The organism is Spirosoma validum (genome assembly GCF_014699035.1).
GTDB classification, from domain to species: Bacteria; Bacteroidota; Bacteroidia; order Cytophagales; family Spirosomataceae; genus Spirosoma; species Spirosoma validum.
Window position 1 is genome coordinate 572,790 of record NZ_JACXAA010000003.1, and the last position, 18,160, is coordinate 590,949.

The window sequence follows — 18,160 nt, forward strand, 5'->3', positions numbered from 1 at the left end:
AAAGGTACCACGGTCGGACGGACGTTTCCGCTTCAGTCCGACCTTGAAACATAAATACGGACTAAAGCGGAAATGTCCGTCCGACCGTGGTACCTCTGCAAAAATAAGTCCTATTTACTACTTCCAACCGACGAAGGACCGCTCATGCCTTGTGAAAGGGCAAGCAACTTATCGCTCAGCGTCTGAATAGCTTTTTTGTAACGGGTTTCCAGGTCGGGCAAGTTAGCTGTCGATTTCAGTGAGGCTTCATACAGTAGACCCGGCAGCATCCAGGACGCATAACCGCTGTTTGGATCGGATGAGGCATAGAGCGATTTATACCAACCGCCAAACGCATTGCCTTTTGGATCGATGAACGAACGTTCCAGCAGGCGTAGTTCTTTATTCAACTCCACTAATTTATCCGTCCGACCCGTTTTTAGGTAATTCTGCCGAGCCATTTCACAGGCGTCTGCATTCTTTTTCAGATCAGCGACTACGTTCAGAATGGGTGAAATCGAGTACGTTGGTGCATACGTCTGAATCGCTTTTTCGGCGGCTTTCAGGTGAACTTCCAGATCGGCTGGGTAACGCACTACGTCGTAAGGGACGAGATCGGCGTTGGCGAGACGGAGGGTCATCGTACCGACTACCTGCTCCATCATCGGTCCCATCTTATAGGTCGGATCGGCGAATTTGTCGTAGAAATACAGATCGTCGTACTGGGAGTGATAGAGGGTTGGGCCCTCTGTGCCTGCACTTAGCGACGGAATGCCGATGTGCATATACGGCGCAATATGGTCTGAACCACCACCAAGATTGCCAATCGTTGGCTCGCCGGCTACCATCGCCGGAGCTGAGGAGCCCGTTACGCGGGTTGGGTTGCCAGCGGCTTTATGACCCAGCCAGTGTTGATACACCGTTTTATTGGAGTCTGGATATTGCACGGACTGCGTGGCTTCAATAATCAGCTTTTTCATTGACGGCGACGCGCTGGCACCAAACGTCCGACCCGAGACGGCCGCATCGTAGTTCATGTACGCCACAGCTTTCTGGCTCAGTTCATCCCGGAACTGTTCGCTCCATTCGGCCGAGCCAATTACACCCGGTTCTTCAGCATCCCAATGACAGACTTTAATGGTTCGACGGGGGCGTTGTCCGGCTTTCGCCAATTTGCCCATTGACTCGGTCATGCTGAGCAACATAGCGGTTCCGGAGTTCGGGTCCGTCGCGCCGTACGACCAGGCATCATAGTGGCAGCCCGCAATGATCCATTCGTCGGGAAATTCGGCACCGGTCAACGTACCGACAACCTGATAAATGCGCTGAATGGTTTTTTCCTGCTTCACCATCAGCCGTACTTTGAGGGCTGATCCGCCTTCGAGCCGGTACGTATACGGCAAACCACCCTGCCAGCCGGCCGGCACTGCTTTCGCGCCAGTCATGCGTTTCAGAATTTCAGTCGCTGAGCCGTAGGGGAGGGGCGTTACCGGAATTTTGTGTATGCCAACCGCATTCTGATCGAGTCGTTTGGGCGTGTTTTTGGCGTCCATCGGCAGAGCTGCTTCGCCGGGCGTAAGCGGATCGCCGGTGTAGGGCGTTGTGATTAAGGAGCCGCGCTGAATCACACTTTCGCTGTAATACGGTCCTTCAGGGAAGGTCAGTCCACGCATGTAGCCGCTGTCGGCCGGATCGGTGTAAATGATGACGCCAATGGCACCGTTTGCCTGTGCGAACTGGGCTTTGTAGCCTCGAAAATTGCCACCGTAGCGCGCTATCACGATTTTGTCCTTCACCGAAATACCCATGGCTTTCAGCTGCTCAAAATCTTCCTTTCGACCGTAGTTCGCATAAACGATTTCAGCTGTTACGTCGCCAGATCCTGACCAGGCATTGTAGCCAGGCGTCAGGCGTGGGTCGCTGCTGTATTTGTCTTCCTTGAATAGAAACTCGCGGGTATTCAACGGCTGACGTACCGGCTCGACCAATTCGACGGCAATGTCGCCGGGTCCTTTGGGTAGCAATACGTCGTGTGGGTAGATGTCCACCTGCCAGCCCGCTTTGCGCATGGTTTCGGCAATGTAGTCACGAACCTGCTCATTTTCTTTCGAGCCCGTAATGTGTGGTACGCTACTTAGTTTTTCGAGGTGATTTTTAAACGCTGCCGAAGATTGTTTGGCCTTAAAATCAGTCTCCAGCTTGACCTGAGCAGCCTGGCGGGCCGGAACAAAACCCGTTAAGTTCGGAGGGGTATTCGACTGAGCCTGCGCGGCAACTACGCTTAGCGCTAAAGCAATAACCCGGCCGGACGTTTTTAGTAAAGGAAGAGATCGCATAAGAATCAGGTTGTATGATTCTCAAATATCGGTATTTACTATGGGAAAGCTGGAAATATGCAGTTGAATAGTTGGCAAATAAAAAAAGAGACGTAGTTTATACGTCTCTTTTCAATAGAACTTAAAGGTTGTTTATTTGGGCTTGGCGAAAATCGTTTGATCAACCGTCCCATTTACAGAAACTTTGGTCAGTTTGGCCGTAATCGTACCAGGAGCACCAGGCGCTGTAATTTCGCTTGAGTAAGGAATGTTTACGCCATCAACTGCCTTATAATCAGAAAATTTGGCCGTTGTCTCCCCCTGTTGACCACCCATACTAACTGTTCCTTTAAAGCCCAATAGCTGGTAAGAACTAGCATCTACATAGTAATTGAACGTACCTTCAGGACGAGTTGTCTTGATAGTAAATACATCCTTTCCATCAAATTTTTCTTTACCTGCTAATTCGTAGGGAATCTTATCGGATTTAGCATAAGCTAACTGAAACATAGGCGGTTCAGTTGCACTTTTAATTGACTTCAGTGCCTCAGCGGGCATATCCTGTGGTGTGTTACCACCCATCATTGGATTGATCATCCAGCCCTTGTCACCATCGATAACGTTTGTGATTTGCTGGCCCATGACGGAAATATCACTTCGCATCGATTTTCCGACGATAAACGTACTTTTGGACGTTAGATCCATTCCCTGAATTGACATTGTTTGTTCATATTCCAGCGTTTTGATAGCCGCGATTTTGTCAGCTCCACCCAAAGCCGCTACGTGCTTCGTAATCACTTCGTCGGCTGTTTGGGCAAAGGATAAAGCCGGAATTGCCACCAGGGCAACAAAGGTAATCAGTTGTTTTCTCATGAAAATTTTAGTCAGAAACTATACCAAAGATACTGAATTGGCTGCGTAAACTACGCTGTAATACTCCATATAATTGACGAATCCGTCGCATCGTTATTGCATAGCTGGCAACTTTCGCGGGCGATCGGCTTGCAGGGCTGACGGTCGTTTTCTACCTTCATTGACTGAAACCTATACTTACCAATCTTAAGATGCTGTCAACAACCCGTATTAAGCTTTCCGTCATGATGTTCCTCCAATTTTTTGTGTGGGGAGCCTGGTACGGGCAGATGAGTAAATACCTTTTAACCCAACTTCATTCGACTGGCGATCAGGTCGGGAATGCCTACGCGGCCTTCTCGCTGGCTATGATTATTGCTCCCTTCTTCGTGGGAATGATTGCCGACCGCTATTTTGCCGCTCAAAAAGTGTTAGGCGTTCTGAATCTGCTGGGTGCTGTGGTTCTCTATTTCATCACGCAGAATACTGATCCCAACAACTTCTTTTACCTGATTCTCGCGTACTGCATTACGTTCGCGCCAACGCTGGCACTGACTTCATCGATTGCGATGCAGCAAATGACCAGTCCCGAAAAAGAGTTTCCGGGTATTCGCGTTTTGGGCACAGTCTCCTGGATTATTGTCACAAACATTGTTGGCTTCTATGGTTTCGGCGATAAAGTGACGATTTTTCAACTGTCGATGTATTCAGCGCTCGTGCTGGGTGTTTTCTCGTTCTTTCTGCCTGACACGCCCCCTAAAGCCACTACGGCTACGTCGTTCTCGCAAATTCTGGGACTTGATGCTTTCAAGTTATTCAAAGATCGTTCGTTCGCCATTTTCTTCCTGTCGTCGGTGTTGATCTGTATTCCGCTGTCGTTTTATTACGCCATGGCCAACCCCTCGCTGACGGATGGTGGTATGCAAAATGTGGAGAATAAAATGTCGCTCGGACAGGCTTCAGAAGTGATTTTCATGTTGCTGATCCCGCTGGCTTATACGCGCCTGGGTGTCAAGAAAATGCTGATAGTAGGCTTAATCGCCTGGATTGTCCGTTTCCTTTGCTTTGGCTACGGCGATGGTGGGTCAGGGGAATGGATGCTGTATCTGGCTATTGTTCTGCATGGCGTTTGTTACGACTTTTTCTTCGTAACGGGCCAGATCTATACAGACAATAAAGCGGGCGAAAAAATCAAATCGTCGGCACAAGGGTTGATTTCGCTTGCTACGTATGGTATCGGTATGGGGATCGGCTCCAAACTGTCGGGTATGGTGCTGGATATGTATACTCGCCCTGATGGTACCAAAGATTGGCTGGGTGTCTGGCTCGTTCCGGCAGGTATTGCAGCCGCCGTTCTCCTAGTCTTTGTGCTGTTGTTTTCCGACAAAAAGCGGATTCAGCCTAAAGAAGACGAGTTGGTACCGGGAAATTTATAGAATCACCACGTTATGGAAAGGAAACGTCGTATTACGTTTTATACGGATCTGAATGGACCGCATGAAGATCAGGTTCGGGAACAGGTGGCTATGACACCTGAGGAACGTTGGCAAGTTTATCAGCGAATGAAGCGCAGACATTACGGGTTGTTTGGTAGACCCCAAAAACGCTCGAAACGTATCACATTGGAGCAACCAGCATGGATTTAGACAATGATGATTTTGTTCGATTTGTGGTAGCCGCCAATCTCAACCAACTGGGATACATACTGATTGGCGGACTGGCTCTCATCTTAAACGGTGGTATTCGCTACACTGAAGATGCAGATGTATGGATGGAACCCACGAATGAAAACCGGGACAGGCTTGTCAATACATTACGTGATTTAGATTTTACGGATGATGAATTATTGCCACTTGCATCAACGGATTTTACCCAGCCTCAGATTGTTCGCCTGGAAGAAGGGGTTGATATCCTGACCCAAGTTCACGTCCGGTTGAATTATCGGGAATGTCGCCAGCGGGCCAGACCTTTTACAATGCCAGGTGGTCAGGTTATCTACTTCCTACACATAAATGATCTGCGTGAAACAAAAGTCTTGGCTCGGCGGACAAAAGATTTGAATGATATTCTGATGATTGATGAAATTATTGATGAAGTCAAAAAACGAGACGAACGAGCAGATGACTAGTCTCTTCTGGTTCTACTCTTTCCTTACTAAATGCAACTCATTTCCTATAATATTAACGGTATTCGGGCGGCTCTCCGCAACGGCCTGATCGACTGGCTGGCTCAGAACCAATTCGACATTCTTTGCTTTCAGGAAGTTAAAGCGACGACCGACGTAGTGGATTTGTCAGTTTTTGACCAGTTGGGTTATCAGTATCATTGGCACGCGGCCGAAAAGAAAGGCTACTCGGGCGTCGCAACGTTTTCTAAAATTGCTCCAACTAACATAGTGCCGGGCTGCGGTTTGCCCGTTTACGATTGTGAGGGGCGTATTCTTCGAACAGATTTCGACGACCTGACGCTGCTAAATTGCTATTTCCCGTCGGGCACTACCGGGGAACTGCGGCAGGGCGTTAAGATGGAATTTCTGCGCGATTTCTTCGACTACGTAGAAAAGCTACGGCAGACTCGTCCGAAGTTAATCGTAGTGGGTGACTACAACATCGCCCATAACACCATCGACATCCACGACCCCGTGCGGAACAAGAACACGACGGGTTTCCTGCCCGAAGAACGCGCCTGGATGGACCGCTGGTTTGGGACTGGCATGACGGATTCTTTTCGGTATAAACATCCTGACGACGTAGCGTATAGCTGGTGGAGTTATCGCGCGGGTGCCCGCAGTAGCAACAAGGGCTGGCGTATCGATTACGCTTCTGTAACTGACAACCTCCGCGACCAGATCATCGATTGCAAAATGCTTCCCGACGCTGTTCACGCGGATCATTGCCCGGTATGGCTGTCAATGGCTGAACCAGAATTTGTATGATCTGCTTGATTGACTATGATTTCGTTATCTAACGTAACGGTACCTTAAAATCAAGAAAATCAGTATAATCAGATGAATCCCGGTTCAGACTATTTCATCATCTATAAACCGTATTTAACGCTCTCCCAATTTTCGCGAGAGGGTAATAAACCCACGTTAGCTGATCTGAATTACGATTTCCCCGCCGACGTGTATCCGGTTGGACGACTCGATGCAGATAGCGAAGGACTATTGTTGCTGACGAATGATAAGCAGTTAAATCACCGCCTGTTAAACCCGAAATTTCGCCATAATCGGACGTACTACGTTCAGGTTGACGGGGCACTGACAGAGGATGCCTGCCAACATTTGTCAAACGGGGTTACGATTTCGGTAGACGGGAAATCCTATGCTACGTTTCCTGCTAATGCTCAACGTATTGTGGAGCCTGCCTTACCCGAACGTAATCCGCCCATCCGCTATCGAGCCAGTATCCCAACCTCTTGGCTGTCTATTTCGCTTCATGAAGGCAAAAATCGACAAGTCCGTAAAATGACGGCTGCCGTCGGTTTTCCAACACTGCGTCTAGTGCGCTGGGCCATTGAAGAACTAACGGCTGAAGGAATGATGCCTGGTCAGGTTCGGGAGCTGAGCCGGGCGGAGGTAATGCAGAGTCTAAAATTGTAACCTGGACGGCTACTACAAAATGCCCTCGTCAGCGAAACTGTAATACGCCTTATCGGTAAAAATCAGGTGGTCGAGTACCGGAATGTCTAAAATTCGCCCGGCTTCCTTTAGTTTGCGGGTTAGGTCTTTGTCGGCTTGGGAGGGCATTAGGTTGCCGGATGGATGGTTGTGAAAGAGAATCATCGACGAAGCCAGGTGTTCGATGGCCTGTTTGAAAATAATTTTCGGGTCGGCAACTGTGCCCGATATACCACCTGTACTGATTTGAACGGGCCGCAGAATTTCGTTGGCCCGGTTCATGAGTAGAATCCAGAACTCTTCGTGGGGCTTGTCGATCAGGTGCGGAATCATTTCGTTATAAGCATCGCGGGAGCACGTAACACGCGCCCGTTGCGGTCGATCCTGTTCCTTCCGTCTGCGCCCCAGTTCAAGAGCTGCTACGATGCTGATGGCCTTTGCTTCACCAATTCCCCGAAATTTCGACAGATCTTTAATACTAAGCTTAGCCAGGTCGTTGAGATTGTTACTGACGCTTTTGAGAATGATTTTTGCCACGTCCACAGCCGTTAGGTCGATCGTACCGGAGTTGATCAGAATGGCAATCAGTTCTGCTTCTGAGAGGGCGGCCTTGCCTTTCAGCATAAGTTTTTCACGGGGGCGGTCTTCTTCGGCCCAGCTTTGAATAGTACCGGAAGTTTGATACGACATAGGTGCAAGTATATTACGAAGCTGTTTTCGTTGACAAAGTGCACAAAAAAACCTTACCCGCAAAAAGGTAAGGTTCTCAAAGACGAATCAACCGCAACGATGACTGGACGAAAACGGTGCGGCAATTAAGCAGCAGCTTGTAGACCATTCACCAAACGAGCCAGTTTCGACTTGTTGTTGGCGGCTTTGTTTTTGTGGATGATGTTGCGCTTAGCCAGTTTGTCCAAAGCAGATGAAACCGTTTTGAACAGCTCAACAGCCATGGCATGGTCAGTTGTGAGACGAAGCTTTTTCACCATGTTCCGGGTTGTTACGTGCTGGTAACGGTTCTGCAACCGCTTCTTGGCACTTGACCGGATTGCTTTTTTTGACGACTTGTGGTTTGCCATTGGTATATAAATGAGATCGTTGTCGCGATATGAGGGCGCAAAATTAAGAATTTCGGTTGGAACAACCAAAGCTCCAGCTGAAATTCTTTACATGGTGCAGCGCTTATTGACGAATATCCGCGTTGACTGTCAGCGTTTTTTCCCAGACACCTTTATTCTGCGTCACAAATTGTTTGTAGGCAGGACTATTCTCAAATGTTTTTATATCTGCTTCACTCTGAAACGTCAGGTAATGTACTACGTCATACTCAGAAACAGCCTGATTGGGCAGAATTGTCTTACCAGACGTGTAACCAACGACCTGTGGAATTTCATGCTTTAGGGCCGCAAAACCGTTCATATGCTGCTCAACAGCTTGCGATTCGACCCCTTTTTTGAATTTAATACACACAATTTGCTGTTTCTGGGCTTTTCTGGCGGGTGAGTAAGCACCATAGATTGTTAAAGCAAATGCGCACATTAACACAACAACTAGTGTATAACCCTTTGATTTTGCATTCATGATTAGTTGATATTTTTCGGTTTTTCAGAATTTTATTCGGTATATCATGGCAGTTTAGTTGAATAATTAAATATTTTTCCTTAAAAGTACCATAATTTGTCAAATGTACAACTGTTTTATTTGGCTAATAGTTTCTTCTACTATTTTTTTTGGGAGTTTAGCAAACGGTAAGTCCGAAAAGCATAAGAATCTGAATGACAATAGCGCTGAATGGCATTGTTTAGCTGAGCGAAACTCTGGCTGTCAGCGGCCGGTCTGGGGGTTTTATGCACATCAGCAAATCAACCGGCTGGCGGTTTTTACACTACCAGTCGACATGATGCCATTCTTTAAAAAGCATATTGGGTTTTTAACCGACAATGCGGTCAATCCGGATAAACGCCGGTACGCGGTTGTTGGTGAAGCGCCCCGGCATTTCATTGATCTGGACGCTTACCCGGATACGTTGACCACAACGTTGCCCCGTTTTTATAAGGAGGCCGCCGAGCGTTATGGAGCCGATACGTTGGCATTACATGGGATTGTACCCTGGCAAATTCAACTAACCAAGTTTCAGTTGACAGAAGCTTTTAAACAACGTAACGTCCGACGGATTTTACGGGTAGCGGCTGATTTGGGTCACTATATTGCCGATGCGAACGTACCGCTGCACACCACCCGTAACTACAACGGGCAGTTGACCAACCAGCAGGGCATTCATGGATTCTGGGAGTCGCGTCTGCCGGAATTGTTTAGTGTCGATTATGACTTTCTGACGGGGCGGGCGGAGTACCTTTATTCACCCCAAAAGGCGGCCTGGCGTGCTGTGTTCAGGGCTAATGCGGCTTTGGATTCGGTATTGCGGTTTGAGCAGCAATTAACCGGAGAGATGGGCGAAACCCGAAAATTTGGTTTCGAAGAACGTAACGGGATTACGACCAAAATGTATTCAACTGATTTCTCACAAAAGTATCACGAACGACTGCGGGGCCAGGTCGAACGGCAGATGCGAGCGTCAATCAAAATGGTTGGCGATTTCTGGTATACGTGCTGGGTCGACGCAGGGCAACCCGATTTGCGGGCACTGGCAACGTATCAGCTCACGGAAGAAGAACAGAAGGAGGAAGCCGACGAAAAGAAGAGTTGGCTGAAACGGCTGTTTTCAGCACGGGAGGAATCTGAACCATGATGTTAACAAGATGATAAAGATTTACAGGATTCGAATAATCTTGTGTGATCCTTTCAATCTTGTTAACATCATGGTTCTGAAGGATCGGACTATACTTCCAGTTGTTTCATGTACTCGGCGTCGTTTTTCAGGCTAGCCAGCGACGATTGTGGATATTCTTCCTGTTCAACAAGGTAATATTTTATGCCACTGTCCATGGCGATACGTAGCGTTTTTTTGAAATCTACGTTTCCCTTGCCAATATCATTCTGAACCGGCTTTCCGTCTTTCACGGTATAATCCTTAACGTGGCAAAGCTCGTAGCGCTTTCCGTATTTTTTAAGATGCGATGCCGTATCCACGCCTGCTACGTCAATCCAGCATAAATCCAGCTCGAACATGACGTTTTTCGGATCCGTATTATCCAGGAGATATTCCTGCGGAAGTTTGCCATCCAGCGGGCGGAACGAATAATCGTGGTTGTGATAACCGAATTTCAGCCCGGCTTTCTTGACCTCTTCACCAACGGTATTGAACTGCTCGGCAATTTTTTTCCAGTCGTCCCAGGATTTTTGCGGTCCCATATACGGGCAAAGCAGATACGACAACCCCGCGTCATGCGCCATCTCAATGCTCTTCTTTAACTCATCAGGCTTATCGGCCTGCGCTTTGTAATTGAAGTGCGTACTGACCATCTTCACACCCAGCCCATCCAGGAACGATTTAATTTCTTTAGGCTCCATACCCCACAAAAAACCGTTTGCTCCGCTGAAGCTTTCGAACTGTTTGTAGCCCATTTGTGCCAGTTGCGTCATGACGCCCTTTGGATCTTTGGGCAATACGTCACGAACGCTGAAGAGCTGAACGCCGAATGGGTTAATTTTTTTAGCGGGGGCACTCGTTAACAGGTCAGCCGCCAGTGAACCCGTTTGGCTAAGGGTAAAAGCTCCGGCACTGATCAGACCAGACTGTTTTAGGAAACTCCGTCGTTTCATAGAGAAAAAAAGTTTGCGGGTTTAAAACGTAAAGATGGCGTAGTTATGCGGAATAAGAATCAGAAAAAAGTGAATAAATCTGTGTAGAGAGGGAAAAGGAGGAGAGGGGAAAAGGGACGAAAGGAACAAAAGAATTACCCGGGTTCACTTTTCCCTTTTCTCCTTCTTCCCTTTTCTCCTTTCTTCCCTTTCCTCCTTTAAGCCTATCTTTGCGACCTTTCCCGAAGACGAATGACATTTTCCAAATTATATCTGCAAGCCGGGCGCGATGAAGCGGTTCGGCGATTCCACCCCTGGATTTTTTCCCGAGCCATTAGCCGGTACGAAGGCGATCTGAACGATGGTGATGTCGTAGAGGTATTCGACAGTAAAAAGAATTACCTGGCTACGGGACATTATCACGATGGCAGCATTGCCGTACGTATCTTCTCGTTTGGTGCTACGTCCGGGGGACCCATTACGCCCGATTTACCTTACTGGACACAAAAACTGGCTCGCATTCGTACGATACGACTCGCCATTGTAACCGGTGAGACAAATTGCTATCGTTTGGTGCACGGAGAAGGAGATGGCTGTACAGGTTTGATTGTCGATATGTATAATGGCGTAGCGGTATTGCAGGCTCATTCCATTGGCATGCACCGTGACCGGGAACTGATAACCGAAGCGCTTAAAACTGTTTTTGGTGACGAACTACAGGCTGTTTACGATAAAAGTGCGGATACGTTACCCGATGAGTACGGTGCCACAGTAACGAACGGCTATCTCTTTGGCCGAACACCTGTACCGCATCCTGTTCAGGAGAATGGTAATACATTTCTCGTCAACTGGATAACTGGACAGAAAACAGGATTTTTTCTCGATCAGCGTGATAACCGGGCTTTACTGGCTCAGTATGCCAAAGGGAAGAACGTACTGAATGCGTTTTGCTATTCAGGAGGATTTTCCGTGTATGCGCTCAAAGCTGGCGCCCGTTCCGTTCATTCGGTTGATGTGTCGCAAAAAGCAATTGACTTAACAAATCAGAACGTAGCGGCTAACGTTGGCGAAACGGATAAGCATGAGGCATACGCCGAAGATGTCATGCACTATCTGAAAGAGCACGGTCCGTCGCACGGTGATCATCAGTACGACGTAGTGGTGCTCGATCCACCGGCGTTTGCCAAAAGTTTATCCGCCAGACACCGGGCCGTACAAGGATACAAACGGCTGAATGCTGAAGGGTTTCGGCGGGTAGCAAAAGGCGGGATTTTATTTACGTTCTCGTGTTCTCAGGTTGTAGACCGGGAGCTGTTTTACAATACGATTGTGGCCGCAGCCATCGAAGCGGGCCGGCAGGTACGTGTATTACATCACTTGAGCCAACCCGCCGACCATCCGGTTAGTCTGTTTCACCCCGAAGGCGGTTACCTGAAAGGATTAGTACTTTGGGTGGAGTAATTAACGTAGCATTTGCCGTATAGAATGAATTCGATGACAACCGAATGACTTCAGGAATTGTTAAAGAGAGAAAACCAGAGTTAGCGATACAATCTTACACGGTTTCCGCTAATTTTGACCCTCAACCAGAGTGCTGGTCCAGTGCTCCGGCGGCTCAGTCCTTTCGTATAACCCGATACATATATAGCTACTTATGGCTGAATTAATTCGAATGCCCAAGATGAGCGACACGATGACCGAAGGCGTCATTGCGGAGTGGCACAAAAAAGTGGGCGATAAAGTAAAATCCGGCGACGTACTGGCCGAAGTTGAAACCGACAAAGCGACGATGGACCTCGAAGCCTACGATGAAGGTACTTTGCTCTACATCGGCGTTGAAAAAGGAGCATCTGTACCTGTCGACGGCGTTTTAGCTGTTATCGGCGCCGATGGTGAGGATTACAAAGCGTTACTTAACGGTTCGAGCGGAGGCAGTCAGGAAGCACCTGCGGCTCCTAAACCAGATCCCGCACCCGCACCTGCCAACAGTGCAAGCGGTGAGACGGCGACAAAATTACCCGATCAGAAAGCCGTTTCAGCAGCTCCAGCGGAGAACGTAAACGCATCGGTGATCCGAATGCCGAAAATGAGCGACACGATGACCGAAGGAACCATTGTGGCGTGGCATAAAAAAGAAGGTGATACCGTAAAATCAGGCGACATACTGGCCGAAGTCGAGACCGACAAAGCGACAATGGACCTTGAAGCCTATGAAGAAGGTACATTACTCTATATCGGTGTAAAAGAAGGCGCATCTGTTGCCGTTGACGATATCATTGCTGTTGTTGGCGAAAAGGGAGCGAATTTCAAAGTTTTGGTTGAGGGAGGTGGATCTGCCCCAGCGCCAGCATCCGATAAAGAAGCCGCTACGGGCGAAAGTGGTAGTTCAACCGCTGAACAAAATCCACAAGCCGATCTGCCTGCCGATGCTGATACCGACTTGTCGTATGGCGGTGGTACAGGAGACGCAGCCGAATCAAATGGTCGTGTAAAAGCGTCTCCCTTAGCTAAACGCATTGCTGAAGATAAAGGCATTAACCTGACCCAGGTAAAAGGTAGCGGCCCTGAAGGACGTATCGTGAAGAGCGATGTTGAATCGTTCACACCGGGAGCCGCGCCAGCTGCGAAACCTGCCGCACCACAACCGGTTGCTCAGCCAGCACCAGCCGCTGCTCCTGCTCCCGCAGCGCCACAGGCACAACCTGCAGCGCCTGCACCAGCAGGTGAGTATGAAGACGTTCCGGTTAGCCAGATGCGCAAGACGATTGCCCGTCGCCTGAGCGAGAGTCTGTTTACTGCTCCGCACTTCTACCTAACCATGGAAATCAACATGGACAAGGCGATGGAGTTGCGAGGTACAGTCAATGCGGTTAGCCCGGTTAAAGTATCGTTCAACGATTTTGTACTTAAAGCCGCTGCTGTGGCCTTGAAACAGCATCCGAACGTTAACTCGTCATGGCTGGGTGATAAGATACGAAAATACAAATACGTTAACATTGGCGTAGCGGTAGCCGTTGACGAAGGGCTGCTGGTACCAGTGATACGTAACGCCGATCAAAAAACATTGTCGACCATTTCGGGTGAAGTGAAAGATCTGGCTGCTAAAGCCAAAGACAAAAAGCTCCAGCCGAAAGATTGGGAGGGCAGTACGTTCTCGATTTCAAACCTCGGTATGTTCGGCATTGACGAATTTACAGCGATCATCAACCCGCCCGATTCCTGTATCCTGGCGATTGGTACGATCAAGCAGACCGTAAAATTTGAAGGCGAGGTAGCGAAGCCAACGAACGTCATGAAAGTAACGCTATCCTGCGATCACCGCGTAGTGGATGGCGCAACAGGAGCTGCTTTCCTGCAAACGGTTAAGCAACTGCTCGAAGATCCGATGCGGATGCTGGTGTAAAAAAGGAGAAAAGGGAAGAGGGGGCGGAAAAGGACGAGAGGAAATTGTAAGATTCCCTTTGTCCCTTTCCGCCCCCTCTTCCCTTTTCTCCTTTTTATTAAATCGTTGCTGGTTCCAGAGCGCCTTGCAGTTTTTGCTCCAATACGTTCTTGGGAACGGCACCAATTACTTTATCGACTAACTGACCATTTTTGAAAATCATCAGGGTTGGGATGCTGCGGATACCAAATTTGGCGGGGACTGCAGAATTCTGGTCAACGTCCATTTTGGCGACAACGGCTTTCCCTTCATATTCACCGGCCAGTTGCTCAACAACGGGTCCGATCATCTTACAGGGACCGCACCATTCGGCCCAAAAATCTACTAAAACGGGTTTGTCGGAATTTATAAGATCGTTGAAGTTAGCATCGGTAGCTTCTACGGCATGTGTTCCTGCTGCCATGACTGAAATGAGTTTATTATGTTGAACTTGTTTCATTCACATAAACCGTTTTCAGTACGTTTAGTTCCGAATTTATGCCACCTTACACGTAACGCCCTCTATTGCTTCCAGTGCTCTTAAAAATGAATTGGCAGGTGAAACCTTCAGCGTACGTGACTGTAAACTGATTTCGATACGTTCGTTATGATCTACTACGTTGAGCGATAACGTACAAGTGCCCGGATGCGCATTCGCAAGTTCGTTGAGTTTAGCTACAAGCTGCGCGTTCAGGGAGTCGATGGTTAACGATACGCGGAGTTCTTTGCAGAATTTTTCACGCATGTCGTTGAGCAAACGAATACTTACAGGTTTAAACTCCAGTTGCTCAGATCCCCATTTATTCTGCGTCTTACCCGTAATGTGCAGGAACCGGCCCACCTCAATGTATTGTACCAGCCGGACGTAATCGTCGCCGAAAAGAGCCATTTCGAGCGACGAATTGTAATCTTCGATTTTGAAGATACAGAACGGATTGCCGCTTTTCGTTACGCGCATTTGAACCGCCGAAACAATACCACCAACTTTAATTTCAGGCTGTTTCGTCTCGAAAATATTGGCCAGCGTACAGTTACAGAAGCCTTCCATTTCGAGTTTGAACTCATCAAGTGGATGGCCCGTGATATAGAAGCCAACGACGTCTTTCTCGTATTTCAATTTTTCGATCTGGTTCCATTCCGTTACAACGGGAGGTTTGGGTCGGGCAATCATCGGTTCCCCGTTCATCATAGCTCCGAACAGTGATTGCTGGGCAGCGGCCTTCTCGGCGTGATAATTGTTAGCGTACCGGATGATCTTGTCAAGGAACGGCGACGTATCGCCATCGGCCATATCAAAATACTGCGCCCGGTGGTACTCGTCAATGCTGTCGAACGCACCGGCATAAGCCAGCGATTCCCACGTTTTTTTGTTCACCGTTCGGAGATTAACCCGGATGGCAAAGTCGAATATATCCTTGAACGGTCCGCCCGCTTTCCGCTCTTCGATAATGGCTTCTACGGCGGCATCGCCCGCGCCTTTGATACCACCCAGTCCAAACCGAATTTCGCCCTTGTCGTTTACGCCGAAAAAGCGCTCTGATTCGTTTACATCAGGACCAAGTACCGGAATGCCAATATTTTTACACTCTTCCAGGAAGAACGTAATCTTGTCAATTGTACCCAAGCAGCTTGTTAAAACGGCTGCCATGTATTCAGAACGGTAATGCGCTTTGAGATAGGCCGTTTGATAGGCCACAAAGGCGTAGCAGGTCGAGTGTGATTTGTTGAAGGCGTAGGAGGCAAAGGCTTCCCAGTCGGTCCAGACTTTCTCGCAAACTTTCAGGGGCAGGTTATTGGACGCACAACCATCCATAAATTTCCCCTTCATCTTGTCGAGCGTGGCTTTGTCTTTCTTCCCCATCGCCTTCCGCAGTACGTCGGCGTCACCTTTGGTGAAGTTGCCGAGCTTCTGCGAGAGCAACATCAGCTGCTCCTGATAGACCGTAATGCCGTACGTATCACCCAGGTATTCCTCCATTTCGGGCATGTCGTACTTGACTTCTTCGCGGCCGTGTTTCCGGTTGATGTAGTTCGGAATGTAGGCAATCGGGCCTGGTCGGTAGAGGGCGTTCATGGCAATGAGATCCCCGAAACGGTCAGGCTTCAGGTCTTTCATGTGCTTTTTCATGCCGTCGGATTCAAACTGAAAAACGGCGTTGGTTTCACCCCGCTGGAAGAGCTTGTACGTTTCCTCGTCGTCCAGCGGAATATCATCAATGCCCGTTTCTACGCCATTGATCAATAATCCACCATGATTTTGTTTGATAAGTCGCAGGCATTCTTTGATGATGGTGAGGTTGCGCAACCCCAGAAAGTCCATCTTGATAACGCCCGCATCCTCGATTACTTTGCCCTCATACTGCGTGATAATCAGGTTCGTATCTTTCGAGGTTGAGACTGGCACGATGTCCGACAAATCGCTGGGAGCGATGATGATTCCAGCCGCATGGAGGCCTGTGTTACGTACTGTTCCTTCGAGTTTGCGTGCCTGCTTGAGAACCGCCGATACCTTTTCGTAATCCACGATCCGCATGGCCTGAGCCGCGCTTCGGTCGCCGGATTCGAGTGCCCGCATGCGCTTTACATTGTCGACTTCCTCGGGCTGGATAACGCTCGCCAATCCGCCCGGTCCATCAATTGGATCTTCAAAAATCCGTCGGAGCGTCATGTTGTACGTTGGCTTGTCGGGCACGAGCTTCACAACGGCGTTTGCATCCTGTAAGGGCAAATCCATTACCCGCGCTACGTCTTTTATGGACGATTTCGACGCCATTGTACCATACGTAACAATCTGTGCGACCTGTGCCTTACCGTACTTCTGAACAACGTAATCAATCACCTTCTGCCGACCTTCATCGTCAAAATCCGTATCAATATCGGGCATCGACTTTCGGTCGGGATTCAGGAACCGCTCGAACAGAAGATCGTATTTAATGGGGTCAATGTTGGTGATACCCGTACAGTAGGCCACCGCGCTCCCCGCTGCCGAACCACGTCCGGGTCCGATCATTACGCCCAGATCGCGACCAGCTTTAATGAAGTCCGATACGATCAGGAAGTACCCGGCGAATCCCATCGTTTTGATGGTAAATAATTCGAAGTCAAGTCGTTCCTGAATGTGCGGCAGAATATCGACGTAACGTTCTTTGGCACCTTCGTACGTCAGGTGACGCAAGTACTCCCACTGATTCAGTACGTCGTCGGTATGCTGCTGAAACTCCTGCGGAATTGGGAAGTTGGGCAGCATGATGTCACGCTTCAGCTTCAGCGTCTCCACCTTTCCTACGATCTCGTTGGTATTATCAATTGCTTCGGGAAGATCCTTGAACAGCGTCGTCATCTCCTGCGTGTTCTTGAAATAGAACTGATCGCTGAAGAAGGCAAAGCGCGTGTTTTTGGGCATTACATCGTCGTCGCTGAAATCTTTCATCGACGGTGTGCTTTGCTTTTCGTTGGTGTTTACGCACAACAGAATATCGTGCGCTACCCAGTCGTCCTGATCGACGTAGTGCGAATCGTTCGACGCAATGATCTTGACGTTGTACTTCCGGGCAAACTTGATCAGAATTTCGTTCGCTTTAATCTGATCGGGAATGTCGTGACGCTGTAATTCAACGTAGTAATCCTCGCCAAAGCGGTCTAGCCACCATTTGAACTCAATTTCGCCCGCTTCTTCGCCCTTCTTCAGAATCGTTTTCGGTACGCTGGCACCGATGCAGCAGGTAGAGGCAATCAGTCCTTCTTTATATTGATCAATCAGGGCTTTCGTTACGCGCGGATACTTGCCATACAATCCCTCCATATACCCCAGCGAGCAGAGCTTCGCCAGGTTTTTATAGCCCTGCGCATTCTTTGCCAGTAAGAGTTGGTGATAGCGAACGTCCTTTTTCTCTTTGGTAAACTGCTTGATGGTATGATCTTCCACGACGTAGAATTCGCAACCCACAATCGGTTTAATACCCTGTTTGCTGGCTTCGGCTACAAATTCAAACACACCAAACATATTCCCGTGATCGGTAATGGCGACAGCAGGCATGTTATCGGCTTTCGCCTTCTTGATCAGCTTTTTAATATCGGCCTGACCATCGAGCAGCGAGTATTGGGTGTGGCAGTGAAGATGAGAGAATTGCATAGCGAATGAACTGTCTGAACCGCACCGGCACCCGGCAGGTTTTTATGATTTTCCTGATTTGCAGGATTACGTTCCACTGTAAAAATAGGAAAACTGACGGGGACAGTGATGGTATTGAGCAGGGATTTTTAGAAAGATTT

Annotated in this window: 16 protein-coding genes; 8 read left to right on the plus strand and 8 right to left on the minus strand. The window is 48.6% G+C overall.

What is annotated here, in order from left to right; genetic code table 11:
- Positions 1-110: 110 nt before the first annotated feature.
- Positions 111-2,315, minus strand: coding sequence for a M28 family peptidase (locus tag IC230_RS11135; RefSeq protein ID WP_191039061.1), 2,205 nt, complete (start codon positions 2,313-2,315; stop codon positions 111-113).
- A gap of 132 nt (positions 2,316-2,447) precedes the next feature.
- A complete protein-coding gene (locus IC230_RS11140) occupies positions 2,448-3,167 on the minus strand; it encodes a LolA-like protein (RefSeq protein ID WP_191039062.1) in 720 nt (239 codons plus the stop codon).
- A 191-nt stretch (positions 3,168-3,358) separates the two neighbouring features.
- Here IC230_RS11140 and IC230_RS11145 point away from each other — a divergent pair, with 191 nt between their 5' ends.
- From IC230_RS11145 to IC230_RS11165, 5 genes are all read left to right on the plus strand, one after another.
- A complete protein-coding gene (locus IC230_RS11145) occupies positions 3,359-4,582 on the plus strand; it encodes a nucleoside permease (protein WP_191039063.1) in 1,224 nt (407 codons plus the stop codon).
- A gap of 12 nt (positions 4,583-4,594) precedes the next feature.
- The gene (locus tag IC230_RS11150) at positions 4,595-4,792 is read left to right on the plus strand and encodes a hypothetical protein (RefSeq protein ID WP_191039064.1); all 198 of its coding nucleotides are present in this window, start codon (positions 4,595-4,597) and stop codon (positions 4,790-4,792) included.
- Positions 4,783-5,274 (plus strand): DUF6036 family nucleotidyltransferase, encoded by a 492-nt coding sequence (locus tag IC230_RS11155; RefSeq protein WP_191039065.1) that lies wholly within the window; start codon positions 4,783-4,785, stop codon positions 5,272-5,274. Before IC230_RS11150 ends, IC230_RS11155 begins: the two co-directional genes overlap by 10 nt.
- A 30-nt stretch (positions 5,275-5,304) precedes the next feature.
- A complete protein-coding gene (locus IC230_RS11160; RefSeq protein WP_191039066.1) occupies positions 5,305-6,081 on the plus strand; it encodes an exodeoxyribonuclease III in 777 nt (258 codons plus the stop codon).
- A gap of 72 nt (positions 6,082-6,153) precedes the next feature.
- On the plus strand, positions 6,154-6,747 hold the full coding sequence (locus IC230_RS11165; protein WP_191039067.1) for a pseudouridine synthase: 594 nt from the start codon (positions 6,154-6,156) through the stop codon (positions 6,745-6,747).
- Between the two features lie 12 nt (positions 6,748-6,759).
- Here IC230_RS11165 and radC read toward each other — a convergent pair whose 3' ends face one another.
- The 3 genes from radC to IC230_RS11180 all read right to left on the minus strand — a co-directional run bounded on the left by radC (position 6,760) and on the right by IC230_RS11180 (position 8,346).
- Positions 6,760-7,455 (minus strand): RadC family protein, encoded by a 696-nt coding sequence (radC, locus tag IC230_RS11170; protein ID WP_191039068.1) that lies wholly within the window; start codon positions 7,453-7,455, stop codon positions 6,760-6,762.
- A gap of 125 nt (positions 7,456-7,580) precedes the next feature.
- Positions 7,581-7,844, minus strand: coding sequence for a 30S ribosomal protein S20 (rpsT, locus tag IC230_RS11175; protein WP_191039069.1), 264 nt, complete (start codon positions 7,842-7,844; stop codon positions 7,581-7,583).
- 103 nt (positions 7,845-7,947) lie between these two features.
- Positions 7,948-8,346, minus strand: a complete 399-nt coding sequence (locus IC230_RS11180) for a Dabb family protein (protein WP_191039070.1) — start codon at positions 8,344-8,346, stop codon at positions 7,948-7,950.
- 103 nt (positions 8,347-8,449) lie between these two features.
- Here IC230_RS11180 and IC230_RS11185 point away from each other — a divergent pair, with 103 nt between their 5' ends.
- Positions 8,450-9,514 carry a zinc dependent phospholipase C family protein gene (locus IC230_RS11185; RefSeq protein WP_223860588.1) on the plus strand — a complete coding sequence of 355 codons (1,065 nt, stop codon included), beginning with the start codon at positions 8,450-8,452 and terminating at the stop codon, positions 9,512-9,514.
- A gap of 89 nt (positions 9,515-9,603) precedes the next feature.
- On the opposite strand, the gene IC230_RS11190 is transcribed toward IC230_RS11185, so the two are convergent.
- Positions 9,604-10,488: a sugar phosphate isomerase/epimerase family protein gene (locus tag IC230_RS11190; RefSeq protein ID WP_191039071.1), complete on the minus strand. Its 885-nt coding sequence runs from the start codon at positions 10,486-10,488 to the stop codon at positions 9,604-9,606.
- 231 nt (positions 10,489-10,719) lie between these two features.
- Between IC230_RS11190 and IC230_RS11195 the strand changes: the two genes are divergently transcribed.
- Positions 10,720-11,928 (plus strand): class I SAM-dependent rRNA methyltransferase, encoded by a 1,209-nt coding sequence (locus IC230_RS11195; RefSeq protein WP_191039072.1) that lies wholly within the window; start codon positions 10,720-10,722, stop codon positions 11,926-11,928.
- A 193-nt stretch (positions 11,929-12,121) separates the two neighbouring features.
- Complete coding sequence (locus IC230_RS11200) at positions 12,122-13,870, plus strand: pyruvate dehydrogenase complex dihydrolipoamide acetyltransferase (protein ID WP_191039073.1); 1,749 nt, start codon at positions 12,122-12,124, stop codon at positions 13,868-13,870.
- A 97-nt stretch (positions 13,871-13,967) separates the two neighbouring features.
- Here the strand turns inward: IC230_RS11200 and trxA are convergent, their stop codons facing one another.
- Together trxA and dnaE are read right to left on the minus strand one after the other, a co-directional pair.
- Complete coding sequence (trxA, locus tag IC230_RS11205) at positions 13,968-14,312, minus strand: thioredoxin (protein ID WP_191039309.1); 345 nt, start codon at positions 14,310-14,312, stop codon at positions 13,968-13,970.
- A 72-nt stretch (positions 14,313-14,384) separates the two neighbouring features.
- Positions 14,385-18,020 (minus strand): DNA polymerase III subunit alpha, encoded by a 3,636-nt coding sequence (gene dnaE, locus IC230_RS11210; protein WP_191039074.1) that lies wholly within the window; start codon positions 18,018-18,020, stop codon positions 14,385-14,387.
- Between the last annotated feature and the right edge of the window lie 140 nt (positions 18,021-18,160).